The sequence below is a fragment of the Pseudomonas sp. PMCC200344 genome, from assembly GCF_030053095.1.
Classification (GTDB): domain Bacteria; phylum Pseudomonadota; class Gammaproteobacteria; order Pseudomonadales; family Pseudomonadaceae; genus Aquipseudomonas; species Aquipseudomonas svalbardensis.
Genome location: NZ_CP125618.1, coordinates 2269059 through 2287137 on the forward strand (window position 1 = coordinate 2269059; position 18079 = coordinate 2287137).

The 18079-nt window shown below is 55.4% G+C and carries 19 protein-coding genes; 5 read left to right on the forward strand and 14 right to left on the reverse strand.

Features of this window, described 5'->3' with window-relative positions; translation table 11 throughout:
* Nucleotides 1-54: 54 nt before the first annotated feature.
* The 7 genes from QFW87_RS10145 to QFW87_RS10175 form a co-directional block, all read right to left on the reverse strand.
* Entirely contained in the window at nucleotides 55-933 is an 879-nt protein-coding gene (locus QFW87_RS10145) for a hypothetical protein (RefSeq protein WP_283190417.1), read from the reverse strand.
* 225 nt (nucleotides 934-1158) lie between these two features.
* Complete coding sequence (gmtX, locus tag QFW87_RS10150) at nucleotides 1159-1818, reverse strand: gamma-mobile-trio protein GmtX (protein ID WP_283190418.1); 660 nt, start codon at nucleotides 1816-1818, stop codon at nucleotides 1159-1161.
* Nucleotides 1815-4412: a VPA1269 family protein gene (locus QFW87_RS10155; protein WP_283190419.1), complete on the reverse strand. Its 2598-nt coding sequence runs from the start codon at nucleotides 4410-4412 to the stop codon at nucleotides 1815-1817. The genes gmtX and QFW87_RS10155 overlap by 4 nt, the downstream gene beginning before the upstream one ends.
* Before the next feature lie 9 nt (nucleotides 4413-4421).
* Complete coding sequence (gene gmtY / locus QFW87_RS10160; RefSeq protein WP_283190420.1) at nucleotides 4422-5822, reverse strand: gamma-mobile-trio recombinase GmtY; 1401 nt, start codon at nucleotides 5820-5822, stop codon at nucleotides 4422-4424.
* Between the two features lie 30 nt (nucleotides 5823-5852).
* Nucleotides 5853-6050, reverse strand: coding sequence for a hypothetical protein (locus tag QFW87_RS10165; RefSeq protein ID WP_283190421.1), 198 nt, complete (start codon nucleotides 6048-6050; stop codon nucleotides 5853-5855).
* A gap of 358 nt (nucleotides 6051-6408) precedes the next feature.
* Nucleotides 6409-6672: a DUF4404 family protein gene (locus tag QFW87_RS10170; RefSeq protein ID WP_283183804.1), complete on the reverse strand. Its 264-nt coding sequence runs from the start codon at nucleotides 6670-6672 to the stop codon at nucleotides 6409-6411.
* Nucleotides 6673-6782: 110 nt separating this feature from the next.
* Nucleotides 6783-7403 carry an HAD family phosphatase gene (locus QFW87_RS10175; protein WP_283190422.1) on the reverse strand — a complete coding sequence of 207 codons (621 nt, stop codon included), beginning with the start codon at nucleotides 7401-7403 and terminating at the stop codon, nucleotides 6783-6785.
* A gap of 200 nt (nucleotides 7404-7603) precedes the next feature.
* Between QFW87_RS10175 and QFW87_RS10180 the strand changes: the two genes are divergently transcribed.
* The 3 genes from QFW87_RS10180 (at nucleotide 7604) to rssC (ending at nucleotide 10310) form a co-directional block, all read left to right on the forward strand.
* Nucleotides 7604-8293: a VacJ family lipoprotein gene (locus QFW87_RS10180; protein WP_283190423.1), complete on the forward strand. Its 690-nt coding sequence runs from the start codon at nucleotides 7604-7606 to the stop codon at nucleotides 8291-8293.
* A gap of 353 nt (nucleotides 8294-8646) precedes the next feature.
* Nucleotides 8647-9828 carry a two-component system response regulator RssB gene (gene rssB / locus QFW87_RS10185; RefSeq protein ID WP_010456296.1) on the forward strand — a complete coding sequence of 394 codons (1182 nt, stop codon included), beginning with the start codon at nucleotides 8647-8649 and terminating at the stop codon, nucleotides 9826-9828.
* Complete coding sequence (gene rssC, locus QFW87_RS10190; RefSeq protein WP_007935262.1) at nucleotides 9828-10310, forward strand: anti-sigma factor antagonist RssC; 483 nt, start codon at nucleotides 9828-9830, stop codon at nucleotides 10308-10310. The genes rssB and rssC overlap by 1 nt, the downstream gene beginning before the upstream one ends.
* Before the next feature lie 74 nt (nucleotides 10311-10384).
* Here rssC and tal read toward each other — a convergent pair whose 3' ends face one another.
* From tal to QFW87_RS10205, 3 genes are all read right to left on the reverse strand, one after another.
* Nucleotides 10385-11311 (reverse strand): transaldolase, encoded by a 927-nt coding sequence (gene tal, locus QFW87_RS10195; protein ID WP_283190424.1) that lies wholly within the window; start codon nucleotides 11309-11311, stop codon nucleotides 10385-10387.
* A 178-nt stretch (nucleotides 11312-11489) separates the two neighbouring features.
* Nucleotides 11490-12485, reverse strand: a complete 996-nt coding sequence (dusA, locus tag QFW87_RS10200) for a tRNA dihydrouridine(20/20a) synthase DusA (protein WP_283183808.1) — start codon at nucleotides 12483-12485, stop codon at nucleotides 11490-11492.
* Between the two features lie 290 nt (nucleotides 12486-12775).
* Nucleotides 12776-13045 carry a short-chain dehydrogenase gene (locus tag QFW87_RS10205; RefSeq protein ID WP_283183809.1) on the reverse strand — a complete coding sequence of 90 codons (270 nt, stop codon included), beginning with the start codon at nucleotides 13043-13045 and terminating at the stop codon, nucleotides 12776-12778.
* Between the two features lie 474 nt (nucleotides 13046-13519).
* Between QFW87_RS10205 and QFW87_RS10210 the strand changes: the two genes are divergently transcribed.
* Nucleotides 13520-13738, forward strand: coding sequence for a hypothetical protein (locus QFW87_RS10210; RefSeq protein ID WP_283183810.1), 219 nt, complete (start codon nucleotides 13520-13522; stop codon nucleotides 13736-13738).
* A gap of 119 nt (nucleotides 13739-13857) precedes the next feature.
* On the opposite strand, the gene QFW87_RS10215 is transcribed toward QFW87_RS10210, so the two are convergent.
* The 4 genes from QFW87_RS10215 to QFW87_RS10230 are packed head-to-tail and all read right to left on the reverse strand — an operon-like array spanning nucleotide 13858 to nucleotide 16067.
* Entirely contained in the window at nucleotides 13858-14643 is a 786-nt protein-coding gene (locus QFW87_RS10215) for a transporter substrate-binding domain-containing protein (protein ID WP_283183811.1), read from the reverse strand.
* A 39-nt stretch (nucleotides 14644-14682) separates the two neighbouring features.
* The gene (locus tag QFW87_RS10220; RefSeq protein WP_283183812.1) at nucleotides 14683-14970 is read right to left on the reverse strand and encodes a hypothetical protein; all 288 of its coding nucleotides are present in this window, start codon (nucleotides 14968-14970) and stop codon (nucleotides 14683-14685) included.
* A gap of 51 nt (nucleotides 14971-15021) precedes the next feature.
* A complete protein-coding gene (locus QFW87_RS10225; RefSeq protein ID WP_283183813.1) occupies nucleotides 15022-15366 on the reverse strand; it encodes a hypothetical protein in 345 nt (114 codons plus the stop codon).
* Nucleotides 15363-16067 carry a murein L,D-transpeptidase catalytic domain family protein gene (locus QFW87_RS10230; RefSeq protein WP_283183814.1) on the reverse strand — a complete coding sequence of 235 codons (705 nt, stop codon included), beginning with the start codon at nucleotides 16065-16067 and terminating at the stop codon, nucleotides 15363-15365. Before QFW87_RS10230 ends, QFW87_RS10225 begins: the two co-directional genes overlap by 4 nt.
* Nucleotides 16068-16148: 81 nt before the next feature.
* Here QFW87_RS10230 and QFW87_RS10235 point away from each other — a divergent pair, with 81 nt between their 5' ends.
* Entirely contained in the window at nucleotides 16149-18023 is a 1875-nt protein-coding gene (locus QFW87_RS10235) for a L,D-transpeptidase family protein (protein WP_283190425.1), read from the forward strand.
* The last annotated feature ends 56 nt before the right edge of the window (nucleotides 18024-18079 follow it).

Genomic DNA, 18079 nt, shown 5'->3' on the forward strand with positions numbered 1-18079 from the left:
AGGGGCGGGCTTTAGCCCGTCCCAGTGAGCGAAGCGAATGATTTGAACCATTTGTTAGGTGGTGTGAACGATGTCGGCTGTTACAGACAGAGTTGAAAAAGCTCCTCGCCCAGGATCTTCAATGCCTGAATGGGCATAGCACTTGCTCCAACCTTGAACAATTTTAAAGTAGCATTGCCTTTTTAACTTCAGCTCCTTTATTTCTGTGATCTCGAACATCGAGCCTAAACCCAGAAACGCCTGCTCATCGGCTCGGAATGGTTGAAAGAGACCAAATGAACTCCAAGAAACTAAAAGCGACCACACTCTAACTAGTAGGCGCAGGTCGTTGTCAACGTCACTCCACCGGACAATTGGCATTGCCTCGTTGTGTGAAACTAGCTTGTTTCTGAATAATAATGTCTTGGAGTTTTCGTTTGTAAAGAGGCCGGATTTTATTTCCATTGCCGAGTGGATATAGTCGACTTCTTCTTTAGTGCACGCGCCGTTAGAAAGTATTAATGGAGAGGCAAGCTCCCATAACTTGCGCAATGAGTTGTCGCGTTTGTCTTTGCTTACAAGCTTTCCAATAATTGTGAATACACCATAGATTGAGCCGAGATACCATTGAGCATAAAAACCACTGTCTTTGAATGGATTGTTTTTTGTTTCTACATTTTGAAATGCATACACCATGGCTCGCCATTCGATGAGTTCAAGAATTAATTCATCAATGCCCTGAGGATAGTTTCCTTGCTTAAAATCATCGCTATTTTTCCATTCTTTCAATTTTTCCAGTTCACTTAGCCATAAGCCCCGAGATTCCTCACTGTGTGCGCTCTCAAACATTTCCTGATAATGGCTTATGGTTGAGTTAATTTCTTCAAGTGTCTTCGCTTTGTTTGTGAGAGCGACAACATACTCTTTAGCTTCTTCTACAGTGCAAAACTGCATGTGCGGCTCCACCTAACGATTGAGCTAAGGGGCGGCGGCACGCCGTCCCAGCGAACGAAATGAGCGATTTCAGCGCCTTATTATCTCTTCACCATGTTTTTGTTCAATGAACTCAATAAAATCATCTAGTGGAGTCTTGGCCATATAATATCCCCTTTTTTTTTGGTAGCACCAGCCTGACTGCCGTTGACCTTATCTGTTGCAGACCTAAATTTGGATCCTGGTTCAATTGCCCAGTATCTTCCGAATCGCTCGAGCAAAACCCACGTCGAACAACGTCCGTCCGCGCTCATTGACAATTTCGCCGTGGCTACCTTCCCGCAGACCGCATGTTTCCAAGTGTTCGGGCGATATCGCCTTCAGCAAGGCTTCGTACTCAGATGGGGTCAGTTGCGCAGCAAGGGCGAGCACTGCAACCTGCGCTCCAGGCGCACTCGCAATAGTTGCCCCCAGTGGACGCCGATCCACCGTAACTTGCGTGTTGGCCTTCAGGACGTTGAGCTGTGCCTTGAGCTTATCTCGCTCGGCAATAATGGCTTGCATGATGGAGCGAATGGCTGGATCTTCAATACGCATCAGATATTCGTGGCTCGCGAGAATCTTTGCCGGTTTGGGCGCGGGCGGTCCCGCGTAGGCGGCCCAGGCTTCGATGAGCACTCGGTAGTCAGCAGACTGAGCATTGTAGAGCGCTCGGCCCTTTATGATGCCATCCGCTTCTGCCAGACGGCCGATGGCTGGCAGCAAGAAGTCTCGAGAGCTGGTCTCATACTGCTTGCGGCAAAGTTCGTGCATCTTAACTAGGTTGGCGCGCCGGTTTGATCGCCCGCCCTTAGCGAGTAAAACTTCCAAGATCGCGTCCGGGTGGATGTCCGTTTTGCCATTCATGTTTCATCTCCCGCGAGGACTTGGTGCACGGAAAAAGCCGCCTGAACGCCTTTTTTCGTCGGTAGTAGAGTAGACAGGTCAATATCGAAGTGGTGACTGAGGCTCACGCCCGCATCAATCAAATGAATGACTTGGCGTTGACCAAGTGCGGGATTTTCAGGGTTCATTTTCTGCGCAAGGTGGCGCATGAAAGCATTGCCGGCGAGAAGTTGCTCCTGTTCACTTAACAGCATGAACAGGGGAGAAAGATCCTCGCGATAAAGGGTCGCGTCGAGCAATTGGCTGCGACGGAATATTGCTTTACCCGGCTCTAGGTCGGGGTAGACCTCTACGCTTTCGCATACGCCCGCTAGCTGGAGCAACTCCGATTCCGTCTCTTCAAAGACAATATTCGCATCACCCAACGTGCCAGCGGCAACCAATTGCGTACCATCGCTAGATGGTGCATTAAGGGCGTCCTTACATCGTTCGATGAGGCGCCAGCAGGCTACCAAGTCCTCGGCAAGGTCGCTGAAACGCTTCATGCTTTTTTCCCACATTCGTTCTGCCTGCCGGTATGTGTCGATCCGCGCAAACGGTTGGTTTTCTTCCTCGGCGTCAGCTCGTTGTTTTTTCAGGTCCTGCAGCGTTTTTTCGTGGGCAATACAAATGTTACGCGCCTCGTCAAAGTGGTAGGCGAGTGTATTGAAGTGGGCAGCCAGTGCAGGCAGGTGGTGCGGTTCAGTTACGAACCAGCGGCAACGTACGCAATTTCTGCTCCCGCCTGGCACGGGGCCATGTTTTTTCGAGCAAAGTGAGCCGATTTGAGGGCCACCGTTGTAACAGCCGCCCACCGAGTCATTTTCTTCGATTTCGCTGGTGTTGCCGCCTACCAAGCAAAGCCCGTGGTGCATTGGCATCCAGCCGACTGCGTTCCGCGCGGCCGGATGCTGGGGGATAGCTGCGGCAATACTGGAAACGCTGTTGCAGATGGTTTTATTTAAGAGTTCGCCATATTCGGTGTCCAGAAGAAAGTTTTGAATGCTCGCTTCTTTGTTCGCTTCCAGTCGTTCTACTGCCTTGAGTAACACGTCGTTGATATACGTCGCGCCAGGCTTGGTGTAATACAACGTCATCAGTAAGCGGCTGTGGCCTACGAGTTTTTGTAGGATGGGGAACGGCACCAGCCCCTCCAGGGCGAGCGCGGTGATGAGTGAAACTCGCAGGCTATGCAAAGGAAAAAGAGTTTTCTTCGAGGATAACTTTCGCTCTTCTAGGGGAGGGAGAAATCGTATCGGCTGCCCTTTGCAGTGGGTTTCTCCACGCTCGATTAGCCGCAGTTCGAGCGCCTCAAGCAAGTTAAACCAAGGTTTCTCTAACGAATCTAAGGTCAATGGAAGATGGCGTTCGCTCGCCCGCGATTCCGCCAGACGGAACAGAAAGCAAGCATCAGAATAACCGGCCAATTGCAGTGCGCTCTTGGCTTTGATGTGACGGCCATCTAGCTGAGTCCAAGAAGTACGCTGCGAGATGGGGTTGTACTTTTCTTGCCAATTGCGCATCTTTTCAAGCCAGTAGTACACATCCTGATGCACTGATCCACCGAATGCCCACGGAAGTAAATAGCCTTTGTCGGGACCGTGCTTGGCTATATCGGCGGTCTTATTGGTGTTGATATACAGTACAACCGGAACTCCTTCGCTATCGGCGAGCTGGCTGGGGTAACGGAACACACCTTGTTGAATTGGTCTACGTTCACTGCCCTGGGCGAGTCGGCCCTTGTTTGGCTCCCAAGTTTCCCTTGCGTAGCGCCGAGTATCAGCTTCGCCCGAGTCGAGCATACGGATCTGGAAGGTGCGGAGCGGCAAGATAAGCTTGACCAGCAGTGCTACCCAGCGAACCGGGCTCCACATTTCTAAGCGACTCCCATTCTTTGCCGAACGCTCACGCCATACGCAATCCGGGTCGCTCCGATCAATTTGCTCCTCGATTACCTCGAACCAGGCAGGCCCACCGGGCCCGCACAGACCAGCTACTTCGCTGAGTCCACCTTGGGCCCAATGCCAGTCACGAAAATGCGGCCCTGCGGCAAGTATTTGCCGCAGTTCCTCGATGTAGCCGTAGGGCAACGGTGAATGCACACTTTCGTCTAGTTTGCGTAGACCAGCGAATGAGAGGCGGGACACAGGATTGTGGAAGCCGGTTAAGACTACCGGTTGATCGTTGTGCCCAAGTTCACTGAAATTCCGCAGCAGAACGAAGTTTAGAAACGCGTGAATATAGTTGTTGTACCTAACACCTCTTTCCGAGTCGGGGCACGTCATCCGGTAGAAGTCAGGCAAAACTGACTCTCTCGCTAGAATTACCGCCGGATCGAGCGGAAGATTCTGTTGGATAAGAAAACGTTCTAGGAAGGCTACCAACCCGCTAAGTTTGGCGCTTACGTCAGTCATCTCACCCTTTAGCCAGTCAACAGCTAAGATGCGCCAAACGGTCAGTTCCGGGTATTCGCGTTCGACCCACCCAAGCGCCGTGTCCGTTTCACGTGTAACTCCTACTACCTTTGCGGTCGGAATGCTGGAGGGCTTTGGCATCATTTTGGTTCTGGCAGCCATGAGAGTCCCTCAGTCGTTGTGTCCCATACCGGGCAACGATAAGTCAGATGTATAGAATGTCCCAGCGTATTTGTTCCGTAGTAGCTGCGCAGCTATTTCCAGTGATGCAAGAGCCTCACGCGTGTTTGCCTGCGTGTATACCTCCTGGCTTTCCAGCGAGGCGTGATGCATGAAGCGGCGGATGAGCGCTTTGTCGATGCCGGCTTTGCTCAGCCGGCGGCCATAGGCGTGACGGTGGCCGTGCGGCGTCGTGCCCAGAGCCTTGCCTACTGTGAGACCAATACGCTCGCAGGCGGCGGCGTGTGCCTTGTTGTACTGGGTGAGCGTGTACATTGCACCGACGGGCTCGCGGCTAAGGTTTATGAAGGCGAAGGGATGGTCGCGCTCGACGTGCACCACCTGTGCCAGGTATCGGTACCAAAGGTTCAGGAACCACTCGCCAAACTCAGGCAAGAACCAATATGCCTGCTTGTAGTAGGGGCCATCGTGTGTGCCACCTTTCCAGCCGGCGTGACGGCTGTTCATTAGCTCAGTACGGGGCGTGAGGCCGAACTGATGGGCAAGGTATTCCGCTCGATTACCGTTACGTGATCGTCCTCGCTCATCGCGCCAATCCCCAGGTGCTGCACCGTAACTCGGATGGTGGATGAGGACCTTCGCCTTGCTCTTGTTTGCGGGCTCAGGGATCACGTCAGGAATATAGAGATGAAGAGGCTCCGACTCGCGAAAGCCCGCGCCGTGCAGCAACAAGGTGATGAGCATCCCGCGATAGTCGTATCGTCCACCAACGCAGAATCCCTTATATAGCAGCTCCTCAAAGCGCTCCTCCGGGAAAGCCGGTGGTTCGGGCTTCTCTACCTTGGGCAGGCGCCGGCCTCGCACACGGTGTCCGGTCTCGACGTGGGAGGTGTTTGCCGCCCAGGTGTGGCCAAGGAAAGCCTTACTACGTCGGTACTGGTAAGCTGCTTCTTCAGCCTGTCGGTCGAAGGCGCCAATCGTATAGCGTGGGTTCACCTTTGCAGCCTCGGGGCGCATCTCGCCGAGCCAGTCGAAGAAGTCAGTCAGGTGGGTGATAATGTGCGAAGCGTCTTGAGGAGTTCTCTGAACCCAGCATAGTTCGCTCGGGTCGAGGCCTGTCTCGCGGTTGAATGTCCCAGTGTAGAGGCGTTGAGCGAAATTCTGAAAAAGTCGAAAGGTATCGCGTTCTTCGGGATTTATTTGTAGATACTCAAGGAACATCCGAACTGAGCGAGCCACTTTCGTCATCCACGTCAGGCTGCGGTCGTGGCTGCGATAAAGGTAATAGTCGAGCAACGGTTCCAACACTCCAGCGGGCGTCAGCAGCACTGGAAGTTCTGTGTAGACACCTGTGGCATCTGTATAGACGCGCGCCTTGACTGTCACAAACATGAGATCTGACCTATCTGCGCAATGTACTTGTCAAATCTCCCATTCTTGACCTTCTCCAATGACCTGGTGCGTCTCGCTGACCACAACTAGCGACTTGCCGCGATGAACCAAGCAGAAGCTAGATACGAGATCGGTGTCGACACCAACTGCGGACGTTGTGTCGCCAAGCGAGCCGATCCAGACATAGCGGTAGGTTTCGAGGCACGCCAGGTAGTATCCGGTAGGCATGTCATTGCTCCAATCAATGAGGTCGTGAGATGCGAAGCAATCTAATGCAAGCGCTAGCGACGATGGAAATGGGCAGGACGGACATTGCGACCAACGAGGTTGAGGCTAAGTTCTGCTCAACGTTTGTGTGTCGCGTGACTAGGCTGCTATCCAGTTTTCCATGGTGCGCGTGGGTTACATCGGATTGAACGGCGTCTACATACCATGCTAGATCACGGTATGGCTTTCACATTCGCAGAGCAAAAAAATACCCCTCGGAGAGGGGTATTCGTGTAGCAAAAACCTGAAAAGCCCCAAATTATGTATTCCAAAGTGGGGGGAATAAATCACTAGCGGGGCTTTTTTGTATCTGATGGGTTCAGATCCCCATATTGGCCAGGGCTTGCACGATGTTGCGCAAGGTGCCGGCCAGGGTTGGGTGTTCGATTTCGAAGCGCTCGACGGCCAGGTTCACATTGTCGGAGAGGCTGGAGTCCTTGGTTTTGGTTTCGAGCTCAAGTTCCAGTTCGATCTGTTGCATCAGCGCGTGCAGGTCTTCGCGCTCGGCTTCGGTCAGCGGTGGATTCTGTTCCAATTGCTCGCGCAGAGTATTGAGCTGTTGTTGCAGTTCGCGGGCAGGCATGGCGTTCTTCCTTTTATCGATAGGCACTGGCATAGACCGCAGCAGCACGCCAAAGGTCTATGGCTTGACCTTTAGATTAATCCACTCGCGCGCAACCTGCATGATCTCGATCAGGGCTTTTCGCCCTTGAGCCGACGCAGGCTGATGTCGGCCAGGCAGGTGTCGAGTTCACCGAGGTGATCGATCACCGAATGCACGCCCAGACCGAACAGTTGCACCGTTGCCTTGCCGCGTTTGAATTCCCGCTCCTGCTGAGTCAGCGCCTGCCAGTCGTTGGGTGCCAGGCCGCAGAGTGAGCCGCAGGACGCCAGCCCAATCGTCCACAATCCGGCATTGAGCCCCGCTTGCAGCAATCGCGGTTCGCCGCTGACCAGCACGCAACCCTCCAGTCGTTCGACATTCAACGTCATTAGGGCTTGCCAACAGGCATGCGGTGCCGGCCATGGATTGTTTGTTTCGCGGTGTTGCGAGGGTTTGATCCATGAAGGCAAGGCAGCGGCCAGGGAATGGCTGAGGGCAGGGGGGAGTTCATCGAGCCAGGCACAGGGAATCTGCTGATGTTGCAAGCTGCGCAGGCTATCCAGCGCGCCGGGCGTGGCCTCGGCGTGTATGGCAGAGGAGATGCCGTGTGCGCGTGTGCGGGCACCGAAATCCACCAGGCAACCACTGAGGCCGAACAGGACGGCGGTCAGGCTGGGCGCAATGTGGGGCAAGGTTTCGGCGTGCGGCATATCAACGTCCCTGAAATAGCCTCAAGGCTAGGGGGCGACGGTGACAGTTGAGTGACACTGATGTGAATCGCTCACAATCATCACGAATGATCCGTAGGCTGCCTCGCACGGTGCTGCCTTAAGCGGCTTTTCCGTCTTATACTAGCCCGCTTAACGCTTGGGCCAAGCGCCCACGCCAGTACAATCCAAGGAGTTTTTCTATGCGCTGGAGCAATCATCTAGCTCAGTTTTGTGTATTTGCCAGCGTATTGCTGGTTCCGTTCGTTGCCCAGGCAGCCTCGGAAGACGATCCTTGGGAAAGCATCAACCGCCCGATCTACAAGTTCAACGATGTGCTCGACACCTATGCGCTGAAGCCTTTGGCCCAGGGCTATCAGTTCGTGACGCCGCAGTTCCTTGAAGACGGCATCCACAACATCTTCCGCAACGTCGGTGATGTCACCAACCTCGCCAACGATATCTTGCAGGCCAAACCGGCCGCCGCTGGCGTCGACACCGCACGCTTGATCTTCAACACCACCTTCGGCCTGCTGGGTTTCTTCGATGTGGGCACCAAGATGGGCCTGCAACGCAATGACGAAGACTTCGGCCAGACCCTCGGCTACTGGGGCGTAGGCAGCGGCCCGTACGTGATGCTGCCGCTTCTGGGTCCAAGCACTCTGCGTGACGCGCCGTCCAAGTATGTCGACGGCTACACCGGTCCGTATCGGTACATCAACGACGTGCCTGTGCGTAACTCGATCTTCGGCCTGAACATCGTCGACACCCGCGCCAGTCTGCTATCGAGTGAGAAGCTGATCAGCGGCGACAAGTACATCTTCATCCGCAATGCTTACTTGCAGAACCGCGAATTCAAAGTTAAAGACGGCCAGGTCGAAGACGATTTTTGATCTCGACCGGTAAAAACGAAGAGGGCGGCCGGTTGGCCGCCTTCTTTCGTTTGGCTTCCGGGACCGGTTTGATTCATGGGTTTGAACCTTCCATTACGTTTCGGTTTTGCCTGTTCTTATAACTCCCGGTGATTTGAAATCGAAAGACGTCAAGCGACCATCGGCGTGAGCTTGAAACGCCCCGCGGATGGGAGTACCGTCTGCGCCTTAGAAGGGCACCTCTGGTGTACCTGTGTGTAGGGCAAACGCTCGAAAACAGTGCAGTAGAGAGGCTAGAAAGCGAATCCAGTAGTGAGAGCCGGGACAAAGCCCCTGCCTGCTACGCCAACCTAATTCTGGCGCCGTTTGCCCACATGCCAAAAACCAGTGCCACGCTGCTGATAATCGATGATGACGAAGTAGTGCGCGCGAGCCTCGCGGCCTACTTGGAAGACAGTGGTTTCAGTGTCCTGCAGGCCAGCAATGGCCAGCAGGGTCTTCAGGTATTCGAGCAAGACAAGCCCGACTTGGTCATCTGCGATCTGCGCATGCCGCAGATGGGCGGACTCGAACTCATTCGCCAGGTCACCGAGCTGTCGCCACAAACCCCGGTGATCGTGGTTTCGGGCGCCGGCGTGATGAACGACGCGGTCGAGGCCCTGCGCCTGGGCGCGGCGGACTACCTGATCAAGCCTCTCGAAGATCTGGCTGTGCTCGAGCACTCTGTGCGCCGGGCCCTGGATCGTGCGCGCCTGCTGCTGGAAAACCAGCGCTACCGCGAGAAGCTGGAAAAGGCCAACCGCGAGCTCGCCGCCAGCCTGAACCTGCTCCAGGAAGACCAGAACGCCGGTCGCCAGGTGCAGATGAACATGCTGCCGGTCAGCCCCTGGACCATCGACGAGTTCCAGTTTGCTCACCAGATCATCCCGTCGCTGTACCTGTCGGGTGATTTCGTCGACTACTTTCGGGTCGACGAGCGTCGGGTAGCCTTCTACCTGGCGGACGTTTCCGGTCATGGCGCCTCTTCAGCCTTCGTTACCGTGCTGCTGAAGTTCATGACCACGCGCTTGCTGTTCGAATCCAAGCGCAGCGGTACATTGCCGGAATTCAAGCCTTCAGAGGTCCTTGGTCATATCAACCGAGGCCTGATCAGTTGTAAGCTGGGTAAACACGTCACAATGGTCGGTGGAGTCATCGACGAGGAGACAGGTTTGTTGACCTATAGCATCGGTGGTCATTTGCCGTTGCCTGTGTTGTACACGCCAGACAGTGTTCGTTATCTGGAAGGGCGTGGTCTGCCGGTGGGCCTCTTCAATGAAGCCACCTACGAAGACCACGTATTGGAGCTGCCGCCGACGTTCAGCCTGACGCTGATGTCCGATGGCATTCTGGACCTTTTGCCAGAACCTACACTCAAAGAAAAAGAAGCGGCTTTGCCCCAAAGGGTCAAGGCAGCGGGCGGCAGCCTGGATGGTCTGCGGCAGGTTTTTGGATTGGCCACGCTAGGGGAGATGCCGGATGATATCGCCCTGTTGGTGTTGAGCAGGAATCTTTAATGAGTACCGGTAGAATCCAGTTCGCCGAGCAGGATGGCACCTTCGTCCTGAAGTTCGTCGGTGAAGTTCGCCTGACCCTGTGTTCGGCGTTGGATGCGACTATTGAGCGGATCTTCACGGCGTTGAACTTCAACGCAATCGTGATCGACCTGACCGAAACCCGCAGCATCGACAGCACCACCCTTGGCCTTTTGGCCAAGCTGTCGATCCTGTCGCGGCAAAAGGTCGGCTTGCTGCCGACCGTCGTCACCACCCACGAAGACATCACCCGTCTGCTGCAGTCCATGGGCTTCGAGCAAGTGTTCAACATCGTTGACCGCCCGATCCCGTGCCCTGAGTGCCTGACCGACCTGCCGGACCAGGATCAGTCCGAAGAAGTGGTGCGGATCAAAGTGCTCGAAGCACACAAGATCCTCATGGGCTTGAACGACTCCAATCGTGAAGCGTTTCATGATCTGGTGAACGCCCTCGAGCGTCACTGATTCCATAAGCGACCGCGCACAAAAAAGGGCGAACCTGTGAGGGTTCGCCCTTTTTTGCGTTTGCTCTTACTGGATCAGAGCTTGGCTTGCAGCAATGCTTCGAGTTTTTCCTGGTCGCGAGCGAACTGACGAATACCTTCAGCCAGTTTCTCGGTCGCCATCGCGTCCTCGTTGGACAACCAACGGAACTGCGCTTCATTCAAGCTCAAACGCGCTTCACCGGCATGACCCGGCGCCAATTTGCGCTCCAGCTTGCCAGTGTCCGCCGCCAGCTTATCGATCAAATCCGGGCTGATGGTCAGACGGTCGCAACCGGCCAACTGCTCGATCTGATTCAGGTTACGGAAGCTTGCGCCCATGACCACAGTCTTGTAGTCATTGGCCTTGTAGTAGTTGTAGATGCGTGTCACCGACTGCACGCCCGGATCATCAGCGCCGGTGTAGTCGTTGCCGTTGGCCTTCTTGTACCAGTCGTAGATGCGACCCACGAACGGCGAAATCAGGAATACCCCGGCGTCAGCACACGCCGCAGCCTGAGCGAACGAGAACAGCAACGTCAGGTTGGTCTGAATGCCTTCTTTTTCCAGAATTTCGGCAGCGCGGATGCCTTCCCAAGTGGAAGCGATCTTGATCAGCACGCGGTCACGGCCAATGCCGGCCTTGTCGTACAGCTCGATCAGACGGTGCGCACGCTTCAATACGGCGTCAGTGTCGAACGACAGGCGCGCATCCACTTCGGTGGAAATACGGCCAGGGATCACTTTCAGAATTTCTTGCCCTACCGCAACGCCAAAACGGTCGCTGGCCAGGCCCACATCGCCCTTGCAGTCGCTGACGCAAGCGTTCAGCAACTCGGCATAAGCGGGAATGGCCGCCGCTTTGAGCAGCAGGGAAGGGTTGGTGGTAGCGTCCACGGGTTTAACGCGAGCGATAGCTTCGAAGTCGCCGGTGTCGGCAACCACGGTGGTCATTTGTTTGAGTTGTTCCAGCTTGGAAGTCATGGGCGTGCTCTGTCCTATGGGTCTAATGACATTACCCGAGCGCTGACAGCCACTCAAGGGTGCGTGTACGTATCGAGGGCCCCAGCGGCAACATCCGGAAAACGGCTGTTTGAAAGGCGGGGCGCGGTATCGGTAAATACGATGCCAAATCAGACCACAGGTTCAACCCAAGCGACCGTTAACGCCCCTCAAGCAACTCCGCCGCCTGATCCAGCAATACCAAAGGCTCTTTAGCCTTGTGAATATCCACCGACAACAACTGCCGAAACTTGCGCGCCCCCGGAAACCCGGTGCCCAGCCCCAGCACATGCCGAGTGATGTGGTGCATCGAGCCGCCCGCATCAATATGCGCCGCTATATAAGGCCGCAACTGCGCCAGCGCCTCGGCCCGGCTGATCACCGGCGCGGTGCTGCCGAACAGTTGCTGATCCACCTCAGCCATCACATAAGGATTGTGATAAGCCTCACGGCCCAGCATCACGCCGTCGAACGTCTGCAAATGTTCGTGACAGGCTTCCAGCGTCTTGATCCCGCCGTTGAGAATAATCTCCAGCTCCGGAAAATCCGTCTTCAACCGCGCCGCCACGTCATAACGCAGGGGCGGAATGTCGCGGTTCTCCTTCGGCGACAACCCCTCCAGAATCGCAATCCGCGCATGCACCGTAAAGCTCGTGCACCCGGCATCCCGAACCGTGCCGACGAAATCACACAACTCATCGTAACTGTCCCGCCCATTAATCCCGATGCGATGCTTCACCGTCACCGGAATCGACACCGCATCGCGCATCGCCTTCACACAATCCGCCACCAACTGCGGATGCCCCATCAGGCAGGCACCGATCATATTGTTCTGCACCCGATCACTCGGGCAGCCAACATTCAGATTCACCTCGTCGTAACCATGCTCCTGCGCCATGCGCGCGCACATCGCCAGGTCCAGCGGCACACTGCCGCCGAGTTGCAGCGCGAGCGGGTGTTCGGCTTCGTTGTGACGCAGGAAACGGTCGTGATCGCCGTTGAGCAGCGCCCCGGTGGTGACCATTTCGGTGTAGAGGAGGGCGTGCTTGGAGAGTAGGCGCAGGAAAAAACGGCAATGGCGATCGGTCCAATCCATCATCGGGGCGACGGAGAAACGGCGGGAGAGCGAGGCGGGTGTGGCGGTGATTGGGGGCATTGGCGGTTCTGAGATGGGTGAGGCTGGGAGGTGGGGAGTTTATCAGGATTGGGGTTGTGGGGCTTAGGCGAGTCTTGCTGCCGTTGTCAGGGCATCTGAACAACGGCATAAGAGGGAATCGACTGGATCGCTACGAGTAAATAAATCTGTCCTGGTTTTTTGGGAGAGCGGGGCGGGTGTGGGGGCTTAGACGAGTCTTGCAGCGGTTCTTCACGGCGGCGTGTGGAGGAAGTCGAGGAACGAGATAGATGGGTCAACGAGGCGTCCGAGGAGGGCGCCTCGTTATGACGTCAGGACGATTCAGCATCCATACGTCGCGCAACGACATCTAGAACATCGCAGCCATCGCGCAAGGGTATGCAGCAAAGCATTGCAAAGTCGCTGAGTATCACCGAATCCGTGGTGATGTCGCCGCGCATTGCGAGGTTCTCCAGAATCTGCGTTACCGCACCAATTCGGTAGCGTGCGGTGCTTAGCAGTGAGTGCAGCGGTTGGGTGGTGTTTACATACAGCGAGGGAAGGTCGTCGGCGTTGCTGGTTAAAGCCATAAATTCTTTCATGTGACGCTCCATTAATTCGAGAAGAACTACTACTCAATCGTCGCCAAACGAATGGGTGGTAGCCGTACGCGGGTTGGCGAACCGGGCAATGGAGAAACCGGCAGACCCTAAGGTCTCCCGCGCACAGCCACCATAAAACAGGCAGCTAAGTGCGTTCCGAAACGCTCCGAAAATGCTCGAAGGTTTCAGTTCAATTGCCATCGAGTCGCCAAACCCGACACGCCATTTTGGCGTTGGGTGGACTATAGGCCTCGTGACAAAAGCGCAGCAATGGACAAGTGTACGGACAATTCCCAGAGTCGTGTAGGACGTTACTCTTTTAACAGTTTGTCTGGGGAGCCCCCTTTTTTGCCTCAAGCAATCAGTACCTGAACCAACGCTGTCGCCCAGCAAAGTTTCATAATTCCTGTTGGTCTTGCGGCATAGGATGACGACCTAAGGTCACCGCGCTTCGAACCCACAGGGAACTGAAAAATGATCTCGAATCTCTTAAAAGTCGTACTGATCGGTGGTGCGTTGCTGTTGAGCGCCTGTTCGGGTGCAAGCACCCATAGCGAATATTCGGAAGCCACCCTGCCGTCTGCCGGTTTTGGTCCGGGGCCTACCAACAACCCCAATAAGATGAATTTCCATGGCAGTGCGCTCGGCAACAGCTTCGGCGAGTACAGTTCGGGGTTGTTGCACGACGATTAACGGCGGAAGTGTTTCCGCCGTTTTGCGTTATGCCTGATGTGTCGTGTGCTTTGGGTTGGCGACTGCTGCGCAGTCGGACGCAGGCTTCGCCAACTGCTACATGGATGGTGTACGTGCGGTTATTTGGGCTCGGGTGTCGCTATCCATTGGCCCAGAACTTTTTGGTAGTTGCCCGTGACTTTGGCCAAGTGCAACCACTGATCGACGTACAACTTCCAAGTCATGTCATCACGCGGCAGCAAGTAAGCCTTTTCGCCGTACTGCATGAATTGCTTCGGGTTCACCGCGCACAGACCGGGTTTGAGTTTCTGCTGATACAGCGCTTCCGAAGCATCGGTGATCATCACGTCAGCCTTCTTGTCCAGCAGCTCCTGGAAGATGGTCACGTTGTCGTGAAGGCGCAATTGCGCGTTGGGTAGAAAGGCGTGAACAAAGGCTTCGTTGGTGCCGCCGGCCGGTTCGACCAAACGAACCGAAGGCTGGTTGATTTGCTCAACGGTCTGGTACAGCGCCTGATCTTCGCAGCGCACCAGCGGGATTTTGCCGTCGACGTCCAGCGTGGTGCTGAAGAAGGCCTTTTTCTGGCGCTCCAGCGTGACGGAGATGCCGCCGACGCCGATGTCGCATTTGCCCGCGAGCATGTCGGGCATCAGGGTTTTCCATGTGGTCTGCACCCACTCGACCTTGACGCCCAGGCTGTCGGCCAGCGAGCGGGCCATGGCGATGTCGATGCCCGAGTATTCGCCGTCCTCGGCTTTGACGGTATAGGGTTTGTAGTCGCCTGTTGTGCACACGCGCAGTTGGCCCTGTTGGATGACGCTGTCCAAATGCGATTGCTCGGCTTGAGCGCCAAACGATAGAGCGAGCAGGCCACCGAGCATCATTGTGCTTTTTAGGTTGTTCATTGTTATCCGGCTTCCATGATGGAGTGGGGGGTGAGGGACTTACTTTTTACTGCACCGCTCAACATCATCCTGGGTTTTCAAATCGGTTTCGATTCCCAACCGGTATTTGCAGTAGTCGATAATCCACGCGCGTTGCTCTTCCGTCAGGCGTTCCACTTTTCGAGTGTCGCCGTCATTGGCGTGGATGTTGTAGAACTTGATTTGCAGGGTTGGGTGTTTCTTGATGAAGGGGATTGTTTCGACGTCGGCGTCTTCAAGGGCGTTGTAGTAACCGAGACTCAGCATGCCCAACAAGATCAGCGCGATAACAGCGATCAGTTTTTTCATCCTTGAGACTCAGTGGGGGAATGGGTGGGGGCGATGGATAACACCAGAAGCTTATAAATACTCCCGAATTTCCTTCCAGACATATCCGTAGCTGTAGCGCAGCCAAGCGATTTTCACTTTCGCGAAGGTGCGACGAACCGGACTCGACGCTCGTGCGTTCAATGTTTTTTCGATTTCACTCAGTAGCCAGTCATCCTTGAAACCCGTCCAGATGGGTGGGACGGCCACTTCCAGGTTCCAGAAACAGACCGGTGCGACTTCTGCGTAAAGGATGTCTTTCACGGCTTCTAAGTCGTATGGCCGAATTTGCTCGGCGATGTAGGCGTAGTCGACCGGATTGTCTACAAACGCCTCAGCCAGTGCTATGCGTACACTTGCTTTCTGTTCCGGGGTCAAGAGCTTTTATTGGGCCTGGACGCATCAGCCACAGTGCCGCCACCGCAATTGATATACGAAGACGACTTCAACCAGCGTTGATCCGGATAATAAGAAAACAACAACTGCCCATCCTTCATCGAATCAATCAACTTATGCGCAATCGCCGGCCGCACAGCCGGACAGCCCAGGCTTCTACCAATCCGGCCATTGGTTCGGGCAAGAACCGGACTGACATAGGGCGCCCCGTGAATAACGATCGCCCGTTCAAATGCGTTGTCGTTGAAACCCGGCTCCAGACCTTCCATGCGCAAGGAATAACCGTTCTGGCCGACATAGCTCGACTGGGTGCGGTACAAACCGAGGCTGGTGGCAAAGCTTTCATTCTGGTTGGAGAACTTGACCGCCATGTTCTCGCCGCTGTTGCGACCGTGGGCGACCAGTTCGTGGAACAGTAATTTACGTTTCTTCAGATCGAACACCCACAACCGTTGTTCGGTCGAAGGCAGTGAGTAGTCGATAACAGCAAGTCTTTGGACAGGTGCTTTACCTTGGGCCAAGCTGCACTGGGTAGCGCGTACGGCCAGTCCGATGACTTTGGCGTTGGCGCCCGGTGCTGCTTTGAGCAGCGCGGCTGCAAGCGAATCGGCGTAGGCTGCCGGTACCGAAACTGACGTCAGCAGCAGGGCCGTGAATAGGAAACCAAAGCGGTCTAGCGCCATTTGTAAGTCTCACATTAATGTTTCGAGTCTAGCAGTGTGCAGGATGCTAGCCGTTGAATCCGGGGCGATTAAGGATTATCCATGGGGCAGTTAACAAGGTTATTCGTCATAAGCCGCATCTTTTTTATGGGCTTTCTGATCAGCGGCGCAGCGAATGCTGAAACTTCGCCGATTGAGGCGGCATCTCCAGTCATTAGCAGAAATGGCGCAGCACCTGACGATTACGTCGCTCAAACGATTCAGGCGGCACTTGAGCCCTTGAGTTCATCGTTTCCACCCTTGCTCACTTCCCGTGGGCATCAACGGGTGGATCCGGGTCGCGTGGTCATGGATTTTTACATGCATCGGAGTTATCGCTCGGCCTGGGCGAACGACAGCGATGTCATTCAGTTATTGAAAAGCCTGAGCGAGACCCAGGCCGATGGGTTGGACCCTGCGGACTTTCATATTGATGAGTTGACGAAGGCCAGAGCATCGATGCAGGCAGCAGAGCCGACGGTGGCGCAACGGGCGGCGTTCGATATCGCGGCCACCCGCACCTTTATCACGGCGCTGCTGCAGTTGCGGCGCGGCAAGGTTGACCCTTCACGTCTGGACATCCATTGGAATTTCGACCCTGTCGGTGCCGATCCTCGTGGAGACATGAATAACTTGTTCGTTGCGCTCGATGCTCATGACGTGGCGCGCGCTTTCGCCGAAGCGCCACCACAAGAGGCGGTTTACCGCAGCCTGCGCGTGGGCCTGGCGCAACTGCGCAAGGTTCGGGACGCTGGCGGCTGGCCGAAGATAGCCGAAGGCCAAGCGCTCAAGCCAGGCATGGATGACGCCTCTGTCGCGCAGTTGCGAGCACGGTTAGTGGTGGGGGGGTATCTGGCCCCATCAAAGAAGCAACGCACTGATTACGACGACAACGTCACCGCGGCGGTGAAAAAGTATCAGACCGAGCAATACCTGGGGGCGGATGGCGTGGCGGGGGCCGCGACACTGGCTGCGTTGAATGTGCCCGTAGAGGCGCGGATAGACCAGGTTCGGGTGAACATGGAGCGCGCGCGTTGGTTGCTGTACAAACTTCAGGGCACTTTTGTCATCGTTGATATTGCGGGTTACAAGGTGGCGCTTTATCGCGACGGTAAGGCGATATGGCGTTCCCGGGTTCAGGTCGGTAAGCCGTTCCGCAGTACGCCGGTGTTTCAATCCGAGATTACTTACGTGACGTTCAACCCCACCTGGACCGTGCCACCGACGATCCTCGTCAAAGACATGTTGCCGAAGATTCAACGAGATCCTGGCTACCTTGCCGCCAACCGTATAAGAGCGCTTGATCGAGAGGGGAATGTGCTCGATCCGTCGACCGTCGACTGGGATAACGCGCGCGGTATCACGCTGCGACAGGATGCCGGGCCGGATAATTCGCTGGGGCAGGTGGTCATTCGGTTTCCCAATGACTATTCGATTTACCTCCACGACACGCCGCATCGCGAGTTGTTTGCGCAATCACGCCGTGCCACCAGTTCAGGCTGCATACGAGTGGAGAAGCCACTGCAGTTAGTAGAGCTACTGTTCAACGACCCGGTTCGTTGGAGCAGTGCCGGGATACAGGCCCAGTTGGCGAACGGCAAGACCGAAAACATCAGACTTCCCGTCAAGGTGCCGGTGCTGTTGGCTTACTGGACGGTGGACCTGAGCAATGATGGTCGAGTGATGTTTAAACCCGATGTCTACGGGTACGATTCCGCAGTACTTCGGGGGTTGAATCTGCCTTCGGAACTGCCCGTTCAGGATGTGCGACGAGCAGGAACTTCCGCTGTGGCGGCGGGGCAAAACCGGCAATGGCCGTTAAGGAAGCGGGACTTGCGGGTTATTGATGCACCTTCGATGCAAGCGCTCTTCGTCAACCTTTGCGCTCCGTCGCAGATTCCGAGGGTGGTGAAGCCAAGTTGTTGGCTCACCCGTTGAAAACTATCACAATGCAAAATAGCCACCGCTCAATATCAAGGGATAGGAAATTGAAG